23 protein-coding genes are annotated in these 18227 nt (G+C 69.3%); 12 read left to right on the top strand and 11 right to left on the bottom strand.

Going from position 1 to position 18227, the window contains the following annotated elements; translation table 11 throughout:
* Window positions 1-44: 44 nt before the first annotated feature.
* The 4 genes from YIM_RS01640 to YIM_RS01625 form a co-directional block, all read right to left on the bottom strand.
* Window positions 45-185 carry a hypothetical protein gene (locus tag YIM_RS01640; RefSeq protein WP_153028646.1) on the bottom strand — a complete coding sequence of 47 codons (141 nt, stop codon included), beginning with the start codon at window positions 183-185 and terminating at the stop codon, window positions 45-47.
* Window positions 186-301: 116 nt separating this feature from the next.
* Window positions 302-907 carry a response regulator transcription factor gene (locus tag YIM_RS01635; protein WP_153028645.1) on the bottom strand — a complete coding sequence of 202 codons (606 nt, stop codon included), beginning with the start codon at window positions 905-907 and terminating at the stop codon, window positions 302-304.
* Window positions 904-2040 (bottom strand): sensor histidine kinase, encoded by a 1137-nt coding sequence (locus YIM_RS01630; protein ID WP_153028644.1) that lies wholly within the window; start codon window positions 2038-2040, stop codon window positions 904-906. Before YIM_RS01630 ends, YIM_RS01635 begins: the two co-directional genes overlap by 4 nt.
* Window positions 2037-2798: a hypothetical protein gene (locus tag YIM_RS01625; RefSeq protein WP_153028643.1), complete on the bottom strand. Its 762-nt coding sequence runs from the start codon at window positions 2796-2798 to the stop codon at window positions 2037-2039. Before YIM_RS01625 ends, YIM_RS01630 begins: the two co-directional genes overlap by 4 nt.
* A 138-nt stretch (window positions 2799-2936) precedes the next feature.
* On the opposite strand from YIM_RS01625, the gene YIM_RS01620 reads away from it, so the two are divergent.
* Window positions 2937-3437: a pyridoxamine 5'-phosphate oxidase family protein gene (locus YIM_RS01620; protein ID WP_153028642.1), complete on the top strand. Its 501-nt coding sequence runs from the start codon at window positions 2937-2939 to the stop codon at window positions 3435-3437.
* Here YIM_RS01620 and YIM_RS01615 read toward each other — a convergent pair.
* Both YIM_RS01615 and YIM_RS01610 read right to left on the bottom strand, forming a co-directional pair.
* Window positions 3394-4179 (bottom strand): metal-dependent hydrolase, encoded by a 786-nt coding sequence (locus YIM_RS01615; RefSeq protein ID WP_194240010.1) that lies wholly within the window; start codon window positions 4177-4179, stop codon window positions 3394-3396. The two genes, YIM_RS01620 and YIM_RS01615, sit on opposite strands and share 44 nt — an antisense overlap.
* A gap of 86 nt (window positions 4180-4265) precedes the next feature.
* The gene (locus tag YIM_RS01610; protein WP_228004496.1) at window positions 4266-4760 is read right to left on the bottom strand and encodes a GNAT family N-acetyltransferase; all 495 of its coding nucleotides are present in this window, start codon (window positions 4758-4760) and stop codon (window positions 4266-4268) included.
* Between the two features lie 123 nt (window positions 4761-4883).
* On the opposite strand from YIM_RS01610, the gene YIM_RS01605 reads away from it, so the two are divergent.
* From YIM_RS01605 to YIM_RS01595, 3 genes are read left to right on the top strand one after another with little or no spacing between them, the layout of a single operon-like run.
* Window positions 4884-5129 carry a hypothetical protein gene (locus YIM_RS01605; protein WP_153028641.1) on the top strand — a complete coding sequence of 82 codons (246 nt, stop codon included), beginning with the start codon at window positions 4884-4886 and terminating at the stop codon, window positions 5127-5129.
* Window positions 5110-5409, top strand: a complete 300-nt coding sequence (locus tag YIM_RS01600; protein ID WP_228004495.1) for a type II toxin-antitoxin system PemK/MazF family toxin — start codon at window positions 5110-5112, stop codon at window positions 5407-5409. The genes YIM_RS01605 and YIM_RS01600 overlap by 20 nt, the downstream gene beginning before the upstream one ends.
* Window positions 5406-6026: a DUF2238 domain-containing protein gene (locus YIM_RS01595; RefSeq protein ID WP_153028640.1), complete on the top strand. Its 621-nt coding sequence runs from the start codon at window positions 5406-5408 to the stop codon at window positions 6024-6026. The genes YIM_RS01600 and YIM_RS01595 overlap by 4 nt, the downstream gene beginning before the upstream one ends.
* Here the strand turns inward: YIM_RS01595 and YIM_RS01590 are convergent.
* Window positions 5998-6990 carry an aldo/keto reductase gene (locus YIM_RS01590; RefSeq protein WP_153028639.1) on the bottom strand — a complete coding sequence of 331 codons (993 nt, stop codon included), beginning with the start codon at window positions 6988-6990 and terminating at the stop codon, window positions 5998-6000. The two genes, YIM_RS01595 and YIM_RS01590, sit on opposite strands and share 29 nt — an antisense overlap.
* Before the next feature lie 66 nt (window positions 6991-7056).
* Here YIM_RS01590 and YIM_RS01585 point away from each other — a divergent pair, with 66 nt between their 5' ends.
* Complete coding sequence (locus tag YIM_RS01585) at window positions 7057-7488, top strand: SRPBCC family protein (protein WP_153028638.1); 432 nt, start codon at window positions 7057-7059, stop codon at window positions 7486-7488.
* 3 nt (window positions 7489-7491) lie between these two features.
* On the opposite strand, the gene YIM_RS01580 is transcribed toward YIM_RS01585, so the two are convergent.
* Window positions 7492-7989, bottom strand: a complete 498-nt coding sequence (locus YIM_RS01580; protein ID WP_153028637.1) for a hypothetical protein — start codon at window positions 7987-7989, stop codon at window positions 7492-7494.
* Between the two features lie 226 nt (window positions 7990-8215).
* On the bottom strand, window positions 8216-8674 hold the full coding sequence (locus YIM_RS01575; RefSeq protein WP_153028636.1) for an SH3 domain-containing protein: 459 nt from the start codon (window positions 8672-8674) through the stop codon (window positions 8216-8218).
* Window positions 8675-8987: 313 nt separating this feature from the next.
* On the opposite strand from YIM_RS01575, the gene YIM_RS01570 reads away from it, so the two are divergent.
* The 6 genes from YIM_RS01570 to YIM_RS01545 all read left to right on the top strand — a co-directional run bounded on the left by YIM_RS01570 (window position 8988) and on the right by YIM_RS01545 (window position 14802).
* Window positions 8988-9860 (top strand): helix-turn-helix transcriptional regulator, encoded by an 873-nt coding sequence (locus YIM_RS01570; RefSeq protein ID WP_153028635.1) that lies wholly within the window; start codon window positions 8988-8990, stop codon window positions 9858-9860.
* Window positions 9861-9898: 38 nt separating this feature from the next.
* Complete coding sequence (locus YIM_RS01565; RefSeq protein ID WP_153028634.1) at window positions 9899-10612, top strand: 2OG-Fe dioxygenase family protein; 714 nt, start codon at window positions 9899-9901, stop codon at window positions 10610-10612.
* A 190-nt stretch (window positions 10613-10802) separates the two neighbouring features.
* On the top strand, window positions 10803-11543 hold the full coding sequence (locus YIM_RS01560; RefSeq protein ID WP_153028633.1) for a GntR family transcriptional regulator: 741 nt from the start codon (window positions 10803-10805) through the stop codon (window positions 11541-11543).
* A 137-nt stretch (window positions 11544-11680) separates the two neighbouring features.
* On the top strand, window positions 11681-12676 hold the full coding sequence (locus YIM_RS01555; RefSeq protein WP_194240009.1) for a M14 family zinc carboxypeptidase: 996 nt from the start codon (window positions 11681-11683) through the stop codon (window positions 12674-12676).
* An 88-nt stretch (window positions 12677-12764) separates the two neighbouring features.
* Window positions 12765-13604 carry a hypothetical protein gene (locus YIM_RS01550; RefSeq protein WP_228004494.1) on the top strand — a complete coding sequence of 280 codons (840 nt, stop codon included), beginning with the start codon at window positions 12765-12767 and terminating at the stop codon, window positions 13602-13604.
* Window positions 13605-13716: 112 nt separating this feature from the next.
* A complete protein-coding gene (locus YIM_RS01545) occupies window positions 13717-14802 on the top strand; it encodes an aminotransferase class I/II-fold pyridoxal phosphate-dependent enzyme (protein WP_153028632.1) in 1086 nt (361 codons plus the stop codon).
* Between the two features lie 7 nt (window positions 14803-14809).
* On the opposite strand, the gene YIM_RS01540 is transcribed toward YIM_RS01545, so the two are convergent.
* Window positions 14810-16318, bottom strand: a complete 1509-nt coding sequence (locus YIM_RS01540) for an SWIM zinc finger domain-containing protein (RefSeq protein ID WP_153028631.1) — start codon at window positions 16316-16318, stop codon at window positions 14810-14812.
* Window positions 16319-16400: 82 nt separating this feature from the next.
* Window positions 16401-16883, bottom strand: coding sequence for a very short patch repair endonuclease (locus YIM_RS01535; protein ID WP_228004493.1), 483 nt, complete (start codon window positions 16881-16883; stop codon window positions 16401-16403).
* Between the two features lie 88 nt (window positions 16884-16971).
* Here YIM_RS01535 and YIM_RS01530 point away from each other — a divergent pair, with 88 nt between their 5' ends.
* Window positions 16972-18225 (top strand): DNA cytosine methyltransferase, encoded by a 1254-nt coding sequence (locus YIM_RS01530; RefSeq protein ID WP_153028629.1) that lies wholly within the window; start codon window positions 16972-16974, stop codon window positions 18223-18225.
* The last annotated feature ends 2 nt before the right edge of the window (window positions 18226-18227 follow it).

Here is an 18227-nt window from a genome sequence, read left to right as displayed (position 1 = left end):
GGGGACAGTCGGCCGGGCGGCTATGGTTGATTTCAGTAGCGGTTTCAGCAGCAGCGAGCGAGCGGACCGCCCTTCATGGCCCCGTACGCGGCCATGTCCGGGTCGCCGGCGATCCCGAACGCCGAAGCGTGAAGATGACCGATCCGCCGCCCCGTGACGACGATCGATTTCCCGTCCAGAACCACGATGTCCTCCCAGCGCCGAGTCGGCCCAGGCCGGGGCTCCGGCGCTCCCGTGGAAATCACCGCAGCCAAGGAAATGAGGAATTCCCTTGCCACACCTGGTTTTCTCCCGAACGCGACTACAACCAGCCCGCGTCCCTGGCGATTCTGATGGCGTCGATCCGGTTGCGCGCGCCGACCTTGCCGATCGCGTTGGACAGGTAGTTCCGCACGGTCGCCGGGGACAACGACAGCCGCCGGGCTATTTCGCCGGTGGCGATGCCGCTGTCGGCGGCGCGCAGCACGTCGGTTTCACGCGGGGTCAGCGGGCTCGAACCGGTTTCCAGCGCCATCGCCAGCAGTTCCGGGTCGATCACCCGCTCCCCCGCCGCGACCCGCCGGACACCGTCGGCCAGTGTCTCGGCCGGGGCGTTCTTCACGATGAACCCCCGGACGTGCGCGGACAACGCCCGCAGCAGGTGACCCGGCTGGTTCATCCCGGTCAGCACCAGCGTCCGGCAATCCGGCAGATGCTCGTGCAACGCCTCCGCGGCACTGAGCCCGTCGAGCCCCGGCAGGCCGATGTCCAGCACCGCCACGTCCGGCCGGGTCCGCAGCGCCGCCGGCACGATCTCGTCACCGCGGTCCAGCTCGGCCACCACCTCCACGCCGTCCTCCATGGTCAGCAGCGCGGTCAGCGCACCGCGGATCATGTGCATGTCCTCGGCGATCAGGACCCGGATCACGTTGCCTCCTGCGGAATCTCTACCGACAACCGGAACCGGCCGTCGCCGGTGTGCTCGGCCACCGCCGAACCGGACAGCGCGGCCACCCGGTCCGACAAACCGGCCAGCCCGCTGCCGTCGCCGAACTCGTCCCCCGCCCCGTCGTTGACGATCTCCAGCGCGTACCGGCCGTCCCGCGTCCGCCCGGTTATCGCGCAATTGCTGGCCTGGCTGTGCCGAAGGATATTCGTGACCCCCTCGCGCAGGGCCCAGGCGAGGGTGGCGTGCACCCGGTCGGGCAGTTCGTGCGGCGGCGGCAGATCCAGCTCGATCCGCACGTCGATACCGGCCGCCGCGAGCAGGGCCGCTGCTCCGTCGGTCTCCTTCGGCAACGACGCCACGTGCTCGTCCCGCGTCACCGCCCGCACCCCGCGCAGGGCTTCCTGCGCGACCTCCACCAGGCTCTCGATCTCCGCCTTCGCCTTGCCCGGCTCCCGCCGCAGCAGGCGGATCGCCAGATCTCCCTTGAGCGACACCGCGAACAGGCTCTGCCCCAGCAGATCGTGCAGGTCGCGGGAAAGGCGCAGCCGTTCCCGCTCGGCCGCCAGCTCGCCCAGCTCGGTGCGAGCGGCCCGCAGTTCGTCGACCAGCCGGACCAGTCGTGCCGCGCCGTAGAGCGCCACGGCGATGATCGAAAGGAGGATTCCGGAAAGCACCACGTAAACGAGCTGGAGCACGTCGTCCTCCGGGCCCGCCTGCAGCGCCGACGAGACCGCGGTGACCACCAGCGGTACCGCGGCCACGGGCACCGCGCAGCGCCGCGGCACCACCATCAGCGCCGATGCGGCCAGCAGCACCTGCGCGTCCAGCCACGGACTGCCGAACCAGACGAACGGGAGGTACGCCAGCACCGCCATCGCGGCCAGCGTCCACGGCCAGCCCGCCGGGCGTTCCCCGCGGGCCGCGGCCATGCTGTGCCGCAGCTGCAACGCGGCCAGCAGCAGCCCGAGCACGATCGGGATCACCGCCGGGTACACCGTCGGCGGGGTGGTCGGCGTGCCGACGATGGTGAACACCGGTGGCGCGACCGCGATCGGCAGGTTGACCACGACCAGGAACAACCCGGTCCGCCGGGTGGTCCAGAAGGGGTTCACCAGTCGCCGTCCGAGGCGCTCAGCCCCCGCGCGATCCGGCGGCGCACCGCGGTCAGGGTGGCTCTCGACCGCAGGGCCAGCGCCCGCAGTTCGGCGTCGGCGGCATCCGGGTCACCGGTCAGCGCGGCGGCGCGGGTGCCCTGCTCGACGATGCCCTCGAGTTCGACGCCGACCGTGCGGCGGACGTCCCGATCGATCCGGATCCGCTCGCGCACGGCGGCCTGGTCGGCCAGTTCGAGGCGGGCGTCGTGCAGTTGCCGCGCGGTCGCGATCACCCAGGTCAGCAGGGCCAGTGACAGCGCGAGGAACAACGCGTCGAGCACCAGCGAGATCGCCCACTCCAGGTGCCCGGAGACCGAGGCGAGCGGCACCAGCGCGGCCGCCACCCCGGCGAAGGTGAAGAAGGACAGCGGCGGCGGGATGACCAGCAGCGCCGAGGCCGCGAGCGCGTAGAGCGCGCCGAGCCAGTCGATGCCCGCCACCGGGATGGCACTGATGATCAGCGCCATCATCACGCCGACCGTCCACAGTGATCGCGGTGGCCGCTCACCGCGCGCGGCGTAGAGCACGTTGCGGATGTGCGGTGGCAGATAGCAGATGGTGAAGATGAGCGCTGGCAGCACACGCACGGTGTCGATCGGCACGGTGGCGACGCGGTAGATCGTCAGCACCGGGGCGACGGTGCCGTAGAGCACCACGCCCAGTGTCGCGAGCCGGATCATCCGGCTCGACCGCTGCTGATCGTTCAGCTGAATCACCCATGATCGCCCGAGTGGCCGCCAGAATAGGCGGACCGGCTCCAGCGGGGCCAGGGCATGGGTCACTCCGGCCAGTCTGCCAGCGGGCCGCGCCGCCGGGTCAGATGCGGATGTACCAGGCGCGGGATGATGTTCGTCATGGACGGCCCGAGCTTCGACCTGCCCGCGTTCCTCGCCGAACGACTGCGCCCGGCCAGCGTCGCCACCACCGGCCGTGCCGGTGGGCCGGCGCTGGCGACCATGTGGTTCCTCGCCGAGGACGGCCGGTTCTGGTTCAACACGCCGAACGACCAGCCGAGCCCGTTCCTCGCCGCGGCACGCGCCGGGCGCGAGGTCGCCGTGCTGGTGTCGACCTTCGATCCGCCCGACGACGTGCGGCAGCTGCGCGCCACCGGACCAGCGCGGATCGAGCCAACCGACCACGACCGGCTGCGCCGCCTCTACCTCCGCTACGTTCCACAGTGGACAGACGAGTGGGCGGCACACGCGTTCTCGCCCAAGTTCACCCTGTGGTCGATGTCGCCGGCGCGCGGGATGGCGGTGGCCTTCCCGGAACTGGCCGACAGCCCGACCTTCCGGTGGTCGGAGCCGCTGGTCACGGGACCGCTTGCACCTCGGCGGGACTCGTCAGCCGGGTGAAGTTGTCGACCAGGAAATCCCAGACACCGGGCACCAGCAGCACGGCCAGCACCAGGAACACCGGGAACACCAGCCGGTTCTCCACGTTCTTGCCGGTGCGGAACCGCAGTTTGCGCGGCGGCCGGATCTCGTACCAGGTCTCGCCCTTGATCAGCAGCGGGAACAGGAACGGGCAACCGGACTCGGTCAGCGAGTCGCCCAGGCAGTGCGTGAAACAGCCGGCCGCGACCGCGATGCCCAGCCAGCCCGATATCTGTTCCAGCTCCGCGAACGCGTCCGGCCCCACGCTGAAGATCCACCAGACGATCGCCACCCCGGCCACCGGCAGCACCCAGTCGCCCAGCGCGTCCTCGGCCAGCAGCAGGCCGAAGATCACCACCCCGGCGACCGCCCAGTGCCCGCCTGCTTCGGTGCCCCACGCGGTGAGCAGGCCGAGCGCGGCGGCGAACAGCACGGTGTGCGAAAGGTGCCGGTGCGTGCCGGTCCGCCGCTCGTCCTTGGGCCCCTTGGTCACCTTGTAGAGCCCGGCCGACGCCCGGCGCAGCAGCCACGACAGCCCGCCGGTGATCGGCCCGAGCAGCTTCGAAGCCCGCGCACCGGGATGGTCGAGGTCGGGCAGCAGGGCGAACCCCGCGGTGGTGGCGGCGAACGCGACCGCCTGGTGCACCGTGCCCGCGCCGACCACCGGCGCCAGTCCCAGCCCCGCGCACCAGCCGGTGAGCGCGTGCGTCCGCCCCATCATTTCCGCGCATCCCCCAGCAGTCCCGGCAACCCCATCAGTCCCACCATCTAACCGGGAATCGGCCGGGCGTCACACCACCGGGTGAGTCAAAGCTCCTTGCCGAACCAGTGCTCGGCGTACGGATCGTCGCCGTAGGGCGGAATCGGCCGGTAGCCGTGCCTGGCGTACAGCGCCCTGGCCTCGACCAGGTCGTCGCGGGTGTTGAGCCACATGGACTTCGCGCCGAACTCGCGCGCCGCGTCCTCGGCCGCGCGCAACAGCACGCCGGCGCCACCGGAGCCGCGGTGGGCGCCGTCGACGAACATCCTGGTCAGCTCGGCGATCTCCGGCGAGTACACCCGGACCCCGACGCACCCGGCCACTTCTCCGTCCAGGCGCGCGAGCAGGAACGTGCCGGTCGGCGGGGTCAGGTCGTCGCTGGGGAAGTCGGTCATGATCTGCTCGACCTCGCCCGGTTCCAGTGGCCGCCCGTAGTACCTGCTGCCGATCTCGTCGTAGTAGCGGAACAGCGCGCGCAGCGCGTCTGGCTCGGTGGGCGCGACGCGATCCACCGACCAGTTGAGCAGCTGGTTTCCAGTCACAGTGCCGATTGTCGGCCGGTCGTCCACCGATTTTCTTCCACCGCACCGCCCACCACACGGTCCGCCACGCCGTCCGGCCATGCCGTCCACCGGCGCCGCGAACCGGCGTCGTAGCATGGCGCGATGTCGAAGCGCCTTGGCCTCAACCTGCCCGACGACACGCACGCGCAGATCAAGGCGCGCGCGGACGCGGCGGGCGTCTCGGTGCACTCGTGGATCATCGCCGCGCTCGAGCGCGAGAACTTCCGCCAGCTGTGCCAGGACACCAACGACTGGTGGGCGAGCCGTCCCGAAGCCGCCGAGCGGCAGGTCGCCGAGTACCGCCGTCGGCGCGAGGTGCAGGGCGGCCGTGACTCCTCCGCCGCGTAGGGGCGAGATCCGGCGGGTCGCCGGTGACTCCGGCCGCCGGGTGCTCGTTTACTCGGGCAACATGTTCAACGATCTGCCGGACGTGCCGTACGTGATCACCATGGAGATCACCTCGGTGCCGGAGCCGATGGACGTCGCGCTGGCCGACGGCTCGCGGGTCGCCTACACCCGGCTCGACCACCTGCCGAAGTCGCTGCTCGGCGACCGGCTCGGCACGGTGCCGCACGAGGTGATGGAGAGGATCAACACCCGGCTGTTCATGGTGCTGGCCACGCAATGATCCGGCGCGCCGAGGTGGTTTTCCTGCTGGCCGTGGTGGCGGCCGCGCTGCTGTGGTCCGGCATCGGCGCGAAGAGCGTGCTGACCTGGCTGCTCGAAGTGGTGTGGATCTTCATCGGGGTGGCGCTGCTGCTGGTCTTCCGCAAGCGCTTCCCGCCGACCCGGCTGCTGCTCTGGCTGCTGGTCTTCCACGCGCTGGTGCTCTGCTACGGCGGCCACTACACCTACGCCGAAACCCCGCTCGGCAACTGGGTCCAGGAAACCTGGGGCACCTCGCGCAACCACTACGACCGCTTCGCGCACGTCGTGCAGGGCTTCGTGCCCGCCATCCTGGTGCGCGAACTGCTGCTGCGGCTGACCCCGCTGCGCCGGGGCGGCTGGACCTTCCTGCTCACCGCAAGCGTTTGCCTCGCCTTCGCCGCCTGCTTCGAGTTCGTCGAATGGGGCTCGGCCGTGGTGCTCGGCGCCGGCGCCGAAGACTTCCTCGGCACCCAGGGCGACATCTGGGACACCCAGTGGGACATGTTCCTCTGCCTGTGCGGCGCCGTCGCGGCCCAGCTGCTGCTCCGGCGCCCGCACGACCGGCAGCTCAGTGCTCTGAGTCGAGGTGCTCCATGAGCGGCTCCGGGTAACGCGGTCCGGCGGCGGCACCGGCGGGCACCGCGGCCTCGATCGCGGCGAGGTCCTCGTCGGTCAGTTCGAGGTCGACCGCGGCCAGCGCCTCGGCCAGCCGCTCCGGCTTGCGCGCGCCGACCAGCGGTACGACGTGCTCGCCGCGGGTGAGCACCCACGCGATGGCCACGGCCGCCGGGGTGGCGCCCTTGGCTTCGGCGACCCCGCGCAGCGCGTCGGCCAGTTCGAGGTTGCGACGCAGGTTCTCGCCCTGGAAGCGCGGGCTAATCGCGCGGAAGTCGTCGGCGGGCAGGTCGCGCTCCTGGGTCCAGTGACCGGAGAGCAGCCCGCGCGAAAGCACGCCGTACGCGGTCAGGCCGATGCCGAGTTCGACGCAGGTCGGCAGGATTTCACGTTCGATGTCGCGTGAGAGCAGGGAATACTCGATCTGGAGGTCGGCGATCGGGTGCACGGCGGCCGCGCGGCGAATGGTCTCGGCACCCACTTCGGACAGTCCGATGTGCTTGACGTACCCGGCTTCGATCATCTCCGCGATGGCCCCGACGGTCTCCTCGATCGGCACCGCCGGGTCGAGGCGCGCCGGGCGGTAGATATCGATGTGGTCGACGCCCAGCCTGCCCAGCGAGTACGCCAGCGCGTTCTTCACCGCTTCCGGACGGCCGTCGAAACCCAGCCAGTCACCGGCCGGGCCGCGCAGCGCGCCGAACTTCACGCTGATCACGGCCTTCTCCCGGCGGCCGCGCAGGGCGCGCTCGATGAGCAGTTCGTTGTGCCCGGCGCCGTAGAAGTCACCGGTGTCGAGCAGGGTGAGCCCGGCGTCGAGCGCGGCGTGGATGGTGGCGATCCCGTCGTCGGCGACCGCCGGGCCGTAGAGGTCCGACATGCCCATGCAGCCCAGTCCCAGCACGGGGATCTCGGGGCCGGTGGTGCCGAGTGAACGGGTGCGCATCACAGACTCTCCTTCCATCGGTCGACAGGCGCACACAGTAATCACCGCGGCGGGTAACCTGCGCCGGTGGCCAAGGTGAGCGTGTCGGCTCGAATCGATTCGACGCCGGAACAGACCTGGTCGGTGGCGGCCGACCTGACCAGGTTCGACGAATGGCTGGTGCTGCACGAAGCCTGGCGCAGCCCGATCCCGCCGGAGATCACCCACGGCACCACGTTCACCTCGGTGGTGTCGGTGAAGGGCTTCCGCAACCGGATCACCTGGCGCGTGGAGAGCTACGACGAGCCGAGCGCGATGTCCATCTCCGGGGACGGCGTCGGCGGGGTGCGCATCGCGCTGGCACTGGGGATCCGGCCGGTGGACTCGGGTTCGGAGGTCCGCATCGACGCGGACGTGCGCGGGAAACCCGTGTTCGGCCCGGTCGGCATGGCCATCGGCCGGGCGGTGCGCGGCGAGCTGCGGCGCTCGATCACCAATCTGAGCGCGCTGATCGGCTGAACCTCAGCAGATCAGCGGCCAGATGACGCACTTCGTCGTGGTCGTCGTCGGCTTCTTCGACGTGGTGGTGGTCGTCGGATCGGTGCCGCCACCGGGGTTCGACGGCTGGTTCGTCGTGGTGGTGGTCGGCTTCTTCGAGGCCGTGGTCGGCGTGGTGGTGGTTTCCCGATCGCGGGTGGTGGTCTCTTCCTCCTCGTACCAGGCACCCCCGCCCGGCACCAGCTTCGGCTCGTCGGAAGCCACCGTGGCCTCCGGGCCCGCCACCCCGCTGGGTGTGCGCGCCGGCGGCTGGACGATGCCGACGTCCTCGACGATGGTTTCGGCGCGGTGCTCCGGCGACGGCGCGTGGACCACACGGACCAGCAACGCGGCGATGCCACAGCCGATCACCACGGCGGCCATCACGGAGAACAGCTGCAGCCGCGAACGCGACTTGGGGCGGCGTCTGGAATCCCAGCCCTCGCGTTCCAACAGCTGCGCGACCGTCACTTCGTGTTTCACGCGGAGACCCCTCGAGGTAGAAGACGCGCAGAGACCGTCTTTTTACCGGAAATCAGGGTCCGGTGGGTGCTTTTTTCACAAAGTCGGACCAACCTACTAGGCCGAACGCTGTGACGCTGCCTCAACCGAACAGATCCACCTTATCGGGCTGACACTCCGTGGTTGATGACCCTCCGTTACATCACCGCTGGTGACGGGCCCGCGGGCGTCCGCGAGCCCGTCGGACTCAGCCGGCGGCAAGGGTTTCGGGCAGTTCGGCCGGGGTGACGCACCCGGGCACCAGGTCGGTGGTGGCGGTGAATCCCGGACCGTCGAGGAAGTGCGCCGAGGCGAAACCCGCCCGGCCGTCGAAGGTGCCGCGCAGCCAGAGGTTGTCCCCGTCCACCGCGGTACCGGAAACCCAGCAGTGCGCGGTGAACCGGTCGCCGGCCGTCACCAGGCCGACCTTCGCGCAGGACGGTTCGGGGCAGTCGCGGACGTTCAGCGCCGCGGTGCCACTGAGCGAGAAGGCGATGCTCGGCAGTCCGCCGAGAGCCTGCTCGCTGACCGGACCGCTCGGCGCGGGATCGCCGGAGGCCGGTTCCGCGGCCTGGGGCCAGAACAACAACAAAACGAGGATGCCGACGAGCAGTACGAGAACCGCCGCGGCGCGAACCAGGGACCCTAACCGGAGTGCGACGAGCATGATCAGTCCTCTCCGCTGGGCGGCGCCACCGCGAACGGTGCGCTGACGCCGGAGTGGTGGGATCGACACGGTAAGCATCCCGCATCGCATGCCCACTGTGCAATTCCCAAAACGTCGATCCCGTAACGAAGCTCCCGCTGAGCGCAACCCATCGGGCCCTGTTCACTCGGTCAGCCCAGTACCGGCGCTTCAGACGCGCCTTAGTCCGCTTCGATCAGACTCAGCCACCTTGGTGTACGCTCCCGCTCTGGGATTCCCACGAGGTACATCCCTCAGCGAGATAGTCACCGGCGGTACTCCCCTACGAGGTCCCATGGCATCGATCCAAGGTCCGGTCATCCCGCGGCGGCGCATCGCCGAGCACCTGCGCCGACTGCGCGAGGAAGCCGGGCGCACGCTCGAAGAGGTCGCCTCGGAGTTGCTGATCTCCACCTCGAAGCTGTCACGGCTGGAAAACGCCCAGGGCAGTCCGCAGTCGCGGGATGTCAGGGACCTGATCCGGCTCTACGGCATCGAAGGCACCGAACTGGCCGACAAGCTCATGCGCTGGGCGCGCAACGCCGGCAAGCAGGGCTGGTGGGCCGACTACTCGCAAACCCTGCCCAGCGGCCTCGACTCGCACATCGCCTACGAGACCGAGGCCTCGGTGGCGCGGGTCTACACCATTCCCGTGCTGCCCGTGCTGTTGCAGACCCCCGACTACATCCGGGCGTTCTACCGCTCGGCGGAACCCTGGTGGTCCGACCACGACATCGAGGAACTGCTCAAGGTGCGCCTGCTCCGGCAGTCCGCGCTGACCTCACGTGAGAACCAGCCACCGCTCAAGCTCATCGCGATCGCGCACGAGGCGAGCATCCGCCAGCTGGTCGGCACCAAGGAAATCATGCGCGACCAACTGGACCACCTGGTCGAACGTTCCACCGCGCCGAACATCGAGTTCCGGATCTTCCCGTTCTCGTCCCCGCCGCTTTTCAGCAGTTCCTGCATGTACGCGTACTTCGAGTACAGCGACGCGATGGATCGCGACGTGGTCAACGTCGAAACCCACGCCGGTTTCCGCTACATCGAAACCACCGAACAGGTCGGCCAGTACCGCCGGTACTACGAAGACCTCTACAACCACTCACTGCCACCGGAAGAAACGCGCGCGCTGATCCGCTCGGCGCAGGAGGAACTGTTCTCCTAGCCTTCCGGCCGGGCACCCGACTCATCCTGGAAAACACCATGACTTCTGGTCTGCTCCCGAGACTCGACCGGGAAACCGTCGAGCTGGCTCGGAAAACCCTCAGTCGTGAGGGTTATGTGATCCTCACCGATCGCGAACTCGGCCTGCCCGGTTCCGTCCGGGAGAACATCCACCGCGACTATTTCCGCGGTGGAGTGCTGCGGAACTACCCCGGCGACATCCCGGCCGACCGCGAGCGGGCGCGCGACGTGGTCCGCTACGACTGGCAGGGCGAAGAACTCCAGCTGCGCGAACACAACTGCGTCGCCATCGACAAACGCGGCGACTGGAGTTCGGAGCGCCGGGAATTCGAGCAGGTCCCGCTGCTCGACAGCCCGGACTTCGCCCGCTGGATCCACGCGGCGATCTCCCTGGTGCCCGAAAACCGGCGCCAGCCGCGCGGCACCTTCGGCGTCAACCTGTTCCGCACGCACACCGACGTGGTCACCCGGCCACATCAGGACGAGGAGGAGTTCATCTTCGTCTACGTGGTGGACAAAGTGGGCAGCGGCGCGGAAACGCTGCTGTTCGACGTCGAGTCGGACGAGGTGGTGCTCCAGGAAACGCTGCGGCCCGGCGAGCTGCTCGTCTTCGAGGACAGCCGCTTCCGGCACGGCACCACGCCGATCATTCCGCCCGTAATCGGTACAGCCCGGCGGGACGCACTGGTCTGCACGATCAACTTCCCGCACACCTACCCGCTCGAAGGCTGATCGGCCACCCCGGAGGACGCACTCAGCGTTCCAGTCCTCCGGGGTCAAGTCATCCATTGGGAGTAGTGCTGGCGTCAGAAAACGCGTGAACCTCCGGCGCGGAAGCACCGCAAGTGGAAAGTTCGCTGCTAAAGTCCGAACAACTGTGCCACTTACGTGTGTGCTGACACCACGCTGAACCGGGACGTGCATGCCGGACAACACTGACGGAACTCCGAAATACCACCAGATCGCGAACAGCATCCGCCGGCAGATCATCACTGGCGAGCTGAAGCCTGGGGACAGCGTGCCGTCGGAGCGCCGCCTCGAAAAGGACTGGAACGTCGCCAGGCCGACGGCCGCGGACGCGCTGCGCCTGTTGCGACATCAAGGCTACGTCGAAAGCCGGCATGGCTCGGGCACGTATGTGCGCGCCGATCTTCCCGGCGGGCACGGGCGCCGGTTCGCGCAGCCGCGCACGATCGACGTCAGCTTCGGCGGCGGTGGCTCGCTCGAAGTGCTGCTGACGGAGGAAACCTCGGTACCTTCGCACGTCGCCGACGCGTTCGGCCAGCATGCCGACGTGCCCGCGGTGCGGCGGCAGGTGTTGGTCAACGACGAGAACGGCACCCCGTCCGAGCTGCGCACCTCGTGGTTCACCAAAGAACTCGCCGAGCAGGCCCCACAACTGCTCGATCCCAACAAGTCACCGGCGTCGATCGACGACTACGTGACGGCCCAGACCGGGCGCAAGCCCTCCTACGGCCGCGACCAGGTGTCCGCCCGGCTCGCCACGGCGGCGGAGCAGAAGCGGCTGAGCCTGCCGAACCCGTCGGCCGTGCTCGAACAGCACCTGATCCTCTTCGACGCCGAGGGTTACGCCATCCGGTTCGACGAATCGGTGTTCCCCGCCGAGGTGTGGAAGCTGCTCTACCCCTACCCCCTCTCCTGACTTTCCCCGGTTGATCAGTGGACTAGGCCACCTTACAACAGGAGTGGCATAGTCCACAACCCGGAGTCGTCGCCTCGGCACTGATCGCGATCAACGGCGGTTCCGGCCCGGCATCCGCGCTGGCAGACTCGGCTGCCATGAAGCGGATCATCGGCGTACTCGCCGCTCTCGTGCTCACCACCACGATCGCCGCGCCAGCCGCCCAGGCCACTGGGCAGCGTGAGGTCGACCCCCGGCCCAGCACCGCGAAACTGGCCTGGGAACTGCAGAAGCTGACCTGGCTGAGCCACGGCCGGGTGCAGGTCGGCAAGATCGGCAAGTCCAACGAAGGCCGTCCGGTCTGGCACGCCAAGGTCGGCACCGGCCCGGTGCGCATTCTCTACGTCACCCAGCAGCACGGCGACGAGCCGCTCGGCACGCCCGCCGCGCTGGAGTTCCTGCGCCAGGTCGGCACCGGCGACCACGGCTGGCAGCGCAAGCTCCGCTCCCAGGTCACCGTGGACATCGTGGTCCGCGCGAACCCGGACGGGCACGAGCGCGACTGGCGCTTCAACTACGCCCCCGACGCCGACCCCGAATACGGCGAGAAGGGCAAGGGCTACGACATCAACCGCTACCACGACCCGGCGGTGGCCCCGAAGGACAACCCGGCCACCGAGGCGGGCCTGATCCAACGGCACGCGGCGGCGTTCAAGCCGTCCATCGTGGTGGATTACCACATGCAGGGCCGCTATCGCGGTGACGACGGCCGCGAGATCACCGCGTCCGCGATGTGGCCGACCCATCCGGACGTCAAGCCGGCCGCGGTCGACCACGCCAAGCAGCTCACCGTGCTGGCGCAGCGCGCGATGGACGCCAACGGCGGCAACGTTTCCCAGTACCCCGGCGGCGACTACCAGGGCATCGCGCGCAACGGCTACGGCCTGCTCGGCGCCGGCAGCGTGCTGATCGAGCTGAGCGACATGGGTTCCGACCACGAACAGGCGCAGATCCGCTCCGCACTGGCCGCCATGCTGGCCATCGCGAAGGGCGCCGGTGACGGCTCGGCCGAGGAGATCGATCCGGCGCTGGCCGAGCAGATCCCGCTGCGGGGTGCCCCGATCGAGTCGGCGGACACTGCGCACCACCACTGATTCAGTCAGGCTTGAAGAGGGCTGCGAGCCGCGAAACCCCCGGAGTACGGTCCCGCGTTACAAAGTGACCAGAACTGGGGTGTACATCGTGATCAGTTTTCGCAAACTGGCTCCGGCCTTGGCCGCGGCCACCATGGCCGCAGCCCTCTTCGCGCCGCCCGCCGCCGCGGCGATCGACCTGCCACCGGGCATGACCGCCGCCTACCTGACCATCGACCGCGCTTCCGGCAAGAAGGTCGCGCAGGACGAACACGTGCGATTCCGCTCGGCTTCGGTGGTCAAGGTGCTGATCGCACTGGACTACCTGGAGACCCTCGGCGCCGGGAACCCGATCCCGCCCGCCGACGCGGCCCTGATGCAGCCGATGCTCCGCAGCAGCGCCAACGATCCGGCCAGCGAGCTGTGGGTGCGTGGCGGTTCCGGCGCGGTGGTCGACCGGATGGTCGCCAAGCTCGGGCTGACCGACACCGCTCCCCCGGCCGATCCCGGCATGTGGGGCTTCACCTCGACCAGCGCGGCGGACATCGCCAGGACGTACGAGTACATTTTGGACAGTGCGGACGCCGGGCACCGCGAGTTCATCATGGGCCACCTGCGCGCGTCGACCAAATGCTCCGACGTGTGGGACCAGTCATGGGGAATTCCCAGCGCGGTGACCGATCCGTGGGCGGTCAAGCAGGGCTGGTCGGCCTGGGGCGAGGCGCCGCCGTCCGGTGAGGAATGCGCGGGCGGGCGCGGCGGTACCTCCCCGGAAGGACCGTCCACTTCGGACGTAGACCTGACCAGTCCGCTGATGCACACCAGCGGCACGGTCGGCGGCAACGACGAGAAGATCGTCGTCGTGCTGACGCTGCAGGCGAAGGACACGCCGTTCCGCGAGTCGGCGAACCGGATCACCGAGCTGACCAAGGCGGTCGTCTCGTCCTGAGCCTTCCGCTGGCCGGTACGCGGGGCTTTCCACTCGCGGAGGCGGGAAATTCCCCCGTGGCCGGGTTATCGTGCGGTATGAGGCTTTTCGGTGAGCAATCGCTGCCGGCCAGGTGAACCGGCGACGGGCCGATTTCACGTCCTCGCTCTACCTGGGCATGCGGCACGCGAGCACGGAGCTGCCCGGCTGGTCGGCGCTGACCACCGGGCGGCCTGCCGCGCTCGGGCTGCCCCCGGTCGCCGACGGGGTGGCGAAGGCGCTGGCCGAGCTGCAGGGCACCGAGGCGGTGCTGCTCGCGCGCTCGACCCTGCACGCCTTCGCCGACTGCCTGGAGGTGCTCGCCGGGGAGCAGACCGGGATCGTGCTGGACGTGGCCGCCTATCCGATCGCGCGCTGGGCGGTCCGCCGGGCGGCCGGGATGGGCCGCCCGGTGCTGCGGATCCCGCACCACGACCTCGGTTCGCTGGCCGCCGCGCTCGACCGGCTGCACGCGCGCGGGCTGCGGCCGCTGGTGGTCGCCGACGGGGTGTGCGGTGGCTGCGGCAAGCCGTTCCCGCTGGCCACCACGGCCAGCAGGCTGCCGGCCAAGAACGGCCTGCTGCTGCTCGACGACACCCAGTCGCTCGGCCTGTTCGGCGAGCGGCCGGGGCCGGGGCACCCGTTCGGCGACGGGGGTGGTGGCTCGCTGCGGCTGGCCGGTGCCAAGGGGCCGGTGGTGCTGGTGTCCTCGCTGGCCAAGGCGTTCGGCGCGCCGATCGCCGCGATCTCCGGGCCCGCCGTGCTGACCGAGAAGATCCGCAAGCACGGCGGCAGCGCCATGCACGCCAGCCCGCCGTCCACTGTGGACATCGCGGCGGCGGCGCACGCGCTGCGGTTGAACCGGGTGGAGGGCAACGCGCTGCGGGAACGGCTGGCCACGCGCATCCGGTTGTTCCGGCGCGCCTGCGGGGAGCAGGGCCTTCCGCTGTCCGGCGGACTGTTCCCGGTGCAGGCCACTCCGCCGGTCGCCGCCCCGCGTGGCAAACGCCTGCTCGACCGGCTGGCCGCGGCCGGGATCGACGCGTTCCTGCGCCGCGACTGCCGCGGTGGCACGGCGCTGACGCTGGTGATCACCGCGACCCACACCACCGGTGAGATCACCGAAACCGCGGCGGTGCTCAGCGCCGCGTGGAACCGGGAAGCCGAACGCGAGGACTGAACCGGGGTCAGAGCCCGGCTTTCCGCAGTTCGTCGAGGAACGCGGGCTTGCGCTCGTTGTCCCGGCGCAGGCCTTCCACGTAGTCCTCGAACTCCTCGTCGCTTTCCAGCAGTTCGTGCACCCGGCGAAGTTTCTTCAGCAGCACCACGGCCTGCCGGTAGCCATCGCGACTGGCCTGCTTGACGCAGTCGGCGGCGAGCAAGCGGTAGACCCCGGCGACCTCGGCGGGCCGGTCCTCGGCGACCTGGTCGGCCACGCGCAGCCAGGCCGACTGCGAGCAGCCGAACTCCGCGGCCGCGTCCCACGCCTGCGCGGCCTCGTCCTCGGCCAGGAGGACGTCGATGAGCTGGTCGGCCTGGCGCTCGCGGGCCGAAGCCCGGAGCACCCGGAGCACGCGCTTGCGTGGTTCGGGCCAGGTGCCGATGCGTTCGCAGAGTTCCTTGAGCTGGTCGTAGGCCTGCTTGGTGGGCGAGCGCCAGAGGAAGCGCTCCAGCACGGCGGAGGCCTGCGCCGGGCGGTCGGCTTCGACGTGCACGCCGACCAGGAACTCGGCGAGTTCGCCGCAGCGCGTGGCGGGTAGCTCGGTCATGCTGTGCTCGGCGCGTTCGATCGCTTCGTCCACGCGGCCGGCGTCGTAGAGCGCCTTGGCGATCCGGACGTGGTCCACGCGCGGGTCCTCGGCGAGCAGGCTCACGAGTTCGTCGACGTCACCGAGCGCCTCGACGGCCTGCTCGCGGAACTTGCGGTCGTCCCCGGCCAGCTCGACGAGGTGGCGGAGGCCTTCTTCGCCCAGCGCTTCGGCGAAGGGCCGGATCTCCAGCCAGCCGGGCAAGGTCTTCTCGAACCCGACGATCCATTCGGCCAGCTTCTCGGGGGCTTCGGGGGTGCAGGCGCGCGCGTACAACGCGATGGCGCGGAGCAGATGGGCGGCCGCGGCGCCGGACTCGTCGTCGATGTCGGGCGCCACGTCAGCCATGACTTCGACGGCTCGCCGGATGAGGTCGCGGTTCGCGTGGAGGTCCTCCTCGAGCAGGTCGAGCACGTCGCGCGCGTCCTCGAGGAAGACTTGCTCCTGGGCGAGCGCGTCGACGCGCCCGCTCAACGTCCCGGCCTGCCGGGCCATCGCCCTGAGCGACAGCCGCCTGAGCAGCGACGCGTCCTTGGCGGCCTCGTTCAGGGTCAGTTCGAGCAGTTCGTCGTGGGTGAGTTCGGCGAGATACTTGCGCACCAGGCCCTGATCCCCGACCGGCTTGACCCCCCTGAGCCACGCCAGCCCGACGGCCACCGCGTGCTTGCAGAAGGCCCCGTCCGCCGCGAACGGACAGGTGCAGCGGGCCTCGATCGTCCCCTGGCGATGCTTGAGCCCCACCCGGTAAGGCTCCGACCCGACGACCACCGCGGTCACCCCGTCGACCAGGCCGCCGAGGTCCTCCACCTTCCCCACCATGCCCCGGCCGCGCTGGAACACCGCGTTGCCCGCGATGGAGCGGAGCTCGTCCTCGCTGAACCAAGTCACATCCACCATTGAACTCCCGCTGTCCATCGGCCGAACTGGCGCAGGCCGCCATTGTGATCGTCAGCGTGTCTGCGGCCGCTGGCTAATCCTCCGGCTTAGGATCGAACGCGTGTTTGACCGCCTCAGTGACCACGGCCACCGCGGCCGGCAGCGGCTCGTGCTCCCAGATGCGCACGACCCGCCAGCCAGCCTGCTCGAGGGAACTGGTGGCAATGCGGTCGCGCTCCTGGTTGCGCCGGAGCTTGGGCGTCCAGTACCACTCGTTGGACGTCGGCTCCCGGCCGTGCTCGGGGCAGACATGCCAGAAGCAACCGTCCACGAAGACCGCGATCCGGCGGGCCGTGAAGACGATGTCCGGCCGCACTCGAACACCCTCGCCGAGGTCGAGCCGCATGTCCTTGCGGTAGCGATAACCAAGCCGATGCAACTCCTTACGGAGAGCAACTTCAGGCTTCGTGTCGGAGCGCCGGTTGGCGCGCATGTTGCGCGAACGCCCCTCGTTCGCCGGCGCGGGATAGAGCCCCTTGGCATGGGCCTGCGCTCGCGCATCCGCTCTACCAGGCAAGAAGTACCGCCCTTACCGTTCGGTCCACCGATGGTGAAAGATACCGGGCAACCACCGCCCAAGCCGCGCCACCCCGAAGGGATGTTCCATGTCTGAGTCCTTCGAGGCCGTCGAGATCTGCGCCGGCGCCGGTGGCCAGGCACTCGGTTTGGAGAAGGCCGGGTTCAAGCACACGCTCGCGGTGGAGCTCGACGAGAACGCCTGCACCACACTCAGGGCGAACCTGCCGGCGAAGATCGTCAAACAGGGTGACGTCGCCGACCCGGACGTCTGGAAGCCTGCCGACTACGCCGGGGTGTCGCTCCTCGCTGGCGGAGTACCTTGCCCGCCGTTCTCGATCGCGGGCAAGCAGCTCGGCGCCAACGATGAACGCGACCTGTTCGCGTGGACGGTCGAACAGGCATGTGCCATCAAGCCACGGGCGCTACTGCTCGAAAACGTCCGCGGACTGAGCATGCCGCGGTTCGCCGGCTACCGGCAGCACGTGCTCGACCGCCTGACTGAAGCGGGCTACGTGGCCGAGTGGAAGCTGCTGCAAGCGTCCGGTTTCGGGGTGCCCCAGTTGCGGCCACGGTTCGTCCTGGTGGCGCTGCAGGAAGAAGACGCCGAATACTTCGCCTGGCCAGAAGAATCCAAGAACGAGATCACCGTCGGTGAAGCGATCAAGGACCTGATGGCAGCAGGCGGCTGGGAAGGCGCTGACGACTGGGCCAAGGGAGCCGACAAGATCGGCCCGACGATCGTCGGTGGTTCCAAGAAGCACGGTGGCGCTGATCTCGGCCCCACGCGAGCCAAGCGGGCCTGGGCCGAGCTGGGCGTGGACGCGATGGGCGTCGCCAACGAACCGCCGGGCCCCGGTCAGACTTTCCCGAACGCTCCGGGCCCGAAGCTCACCTGCGACATGGTGGCTCGCATTCAGGGTTGGTCCGGCGAGTACCAGTGGGAGTTCACCGGCCGGAAAACTTCGCGGTACCGCCAGATCGGGAACGCCTTCCCACCTCCCGTGGCACACGCCGTGGGCACCGCCATCATCAACGCGTTCGAACGCCACGGGAAGAAGAATCCCCGCAAGATCACCGAGCACGACCCGATCTACAAAGCACTGCGGAACTCGAAGAACGGCTACATCTCGGCCGAAGAGCTGATGAAGGCGGGCGGGAAGGCAATCGACGCCTCGGATCTTGAGCGCCGGATCGCCCTGCTCAGTAAGGATTTTGTGGTGCAGACGGATCCGGAGAGCAACACCACCCGCTACAAGCTCGGTGATTTCAAGGCATTCACCGGCCAGGAAGACCACGACCGGCACGAGTACTTCCTGAAGCACCGAGCGAAAATCAGCTAACA

Source organism: Amycolatopsis sp. YIM 10 (genome assembly GCF_009429145.1).
Lineage (GTDB): Bacteria > Actinomycetota > Actinomycetes > Mycobacteriales > Pseudonocardiaceae > Amycolatopsis.
Note: the sequence above shows the minus strand (reverse complement) of the source record. Positions and strands in the feature narration are given on the sequence as shown.

Bases quoted from the DNA above. Each gene is read 5' to 3' on its own strand.
- YIM_RS01620 (WP_153028642.1), top strand. From the start codon at position 2,937: ATGGACGGCCCGAGCTTCGACCTGCCCGCGTTCCTCGCCGAACGACTG.
- YIM_RS01615 (WP_194240010.1), bottom strand. From the start codon at position 4,179: ATGATGGGGCGGACGCACGCGCTCACCGGCTGGTGCGCGGGGCTGGGA.
- YIM_RS01605 (WP_153028641.1), top strand. From the start codon at position 4,884: ATGTCGAAGCGCCTTGGCCTCAACCTGCCCGACGACACGCACGCGCAG.
- YIM_RS01595 (WP_153028640.1), top strand. From the start codon at position 5,406: ATGATCCGGCGCGCCGAGGTGGTTTTCCTGCTGGCCGTGGTGGCGGCC.
- YIM_RS01590 (WP_153028639.1), bottom strand. From the start codon at position 6,990: ATGCGCACCCGTTCACTCGGCACCACCGGCCCCGAGATCCCCGTGCTG.
- YIM_RS01575 (WP_153028636.1), bottom strand. From the start codon at position 8,674: ATGCTCGTCGCACTCCGGTTAGGGTCCCTGGTTCGCGCCGCGGCGGTT.
- YIM_RS01570 (WP_153028635.1), top strand. From the start codon at position 8,988: ATGGCATCGATCCAAGGTCCGGTCATCCCGCGGCGGCGCATCGCCGAG.
- YIM_RS01565 (WP_153028634.1), top strand. From the start codon at position 9,899: ATGACTTCTGGTCTGCTCCCGAGACTCGACCGGGAAACCGTCGAGCTG.
- YIM_RS01560 (WP_153028633.1), top strand. From the start codon at position 10,803: ATGCCGGACAACACTGACGGAACTCCGAAATACCACCAGATCGCGAAC.
- YIM_RS01555 (WP_194240009.1), top strand. From the start codon at position 11,681: ATGAAGCGGATCATCGGCGTACTCGCCGCTCTCGTGCTCACCACCACG.
- YIM_RS01530 (WP_153028629.1), top strand. From the start codon at position 16,972: ATGTCTGAGTCCTTCGAGGCCGTCGAGATCTGCGCCGGCGCCGGTGGC.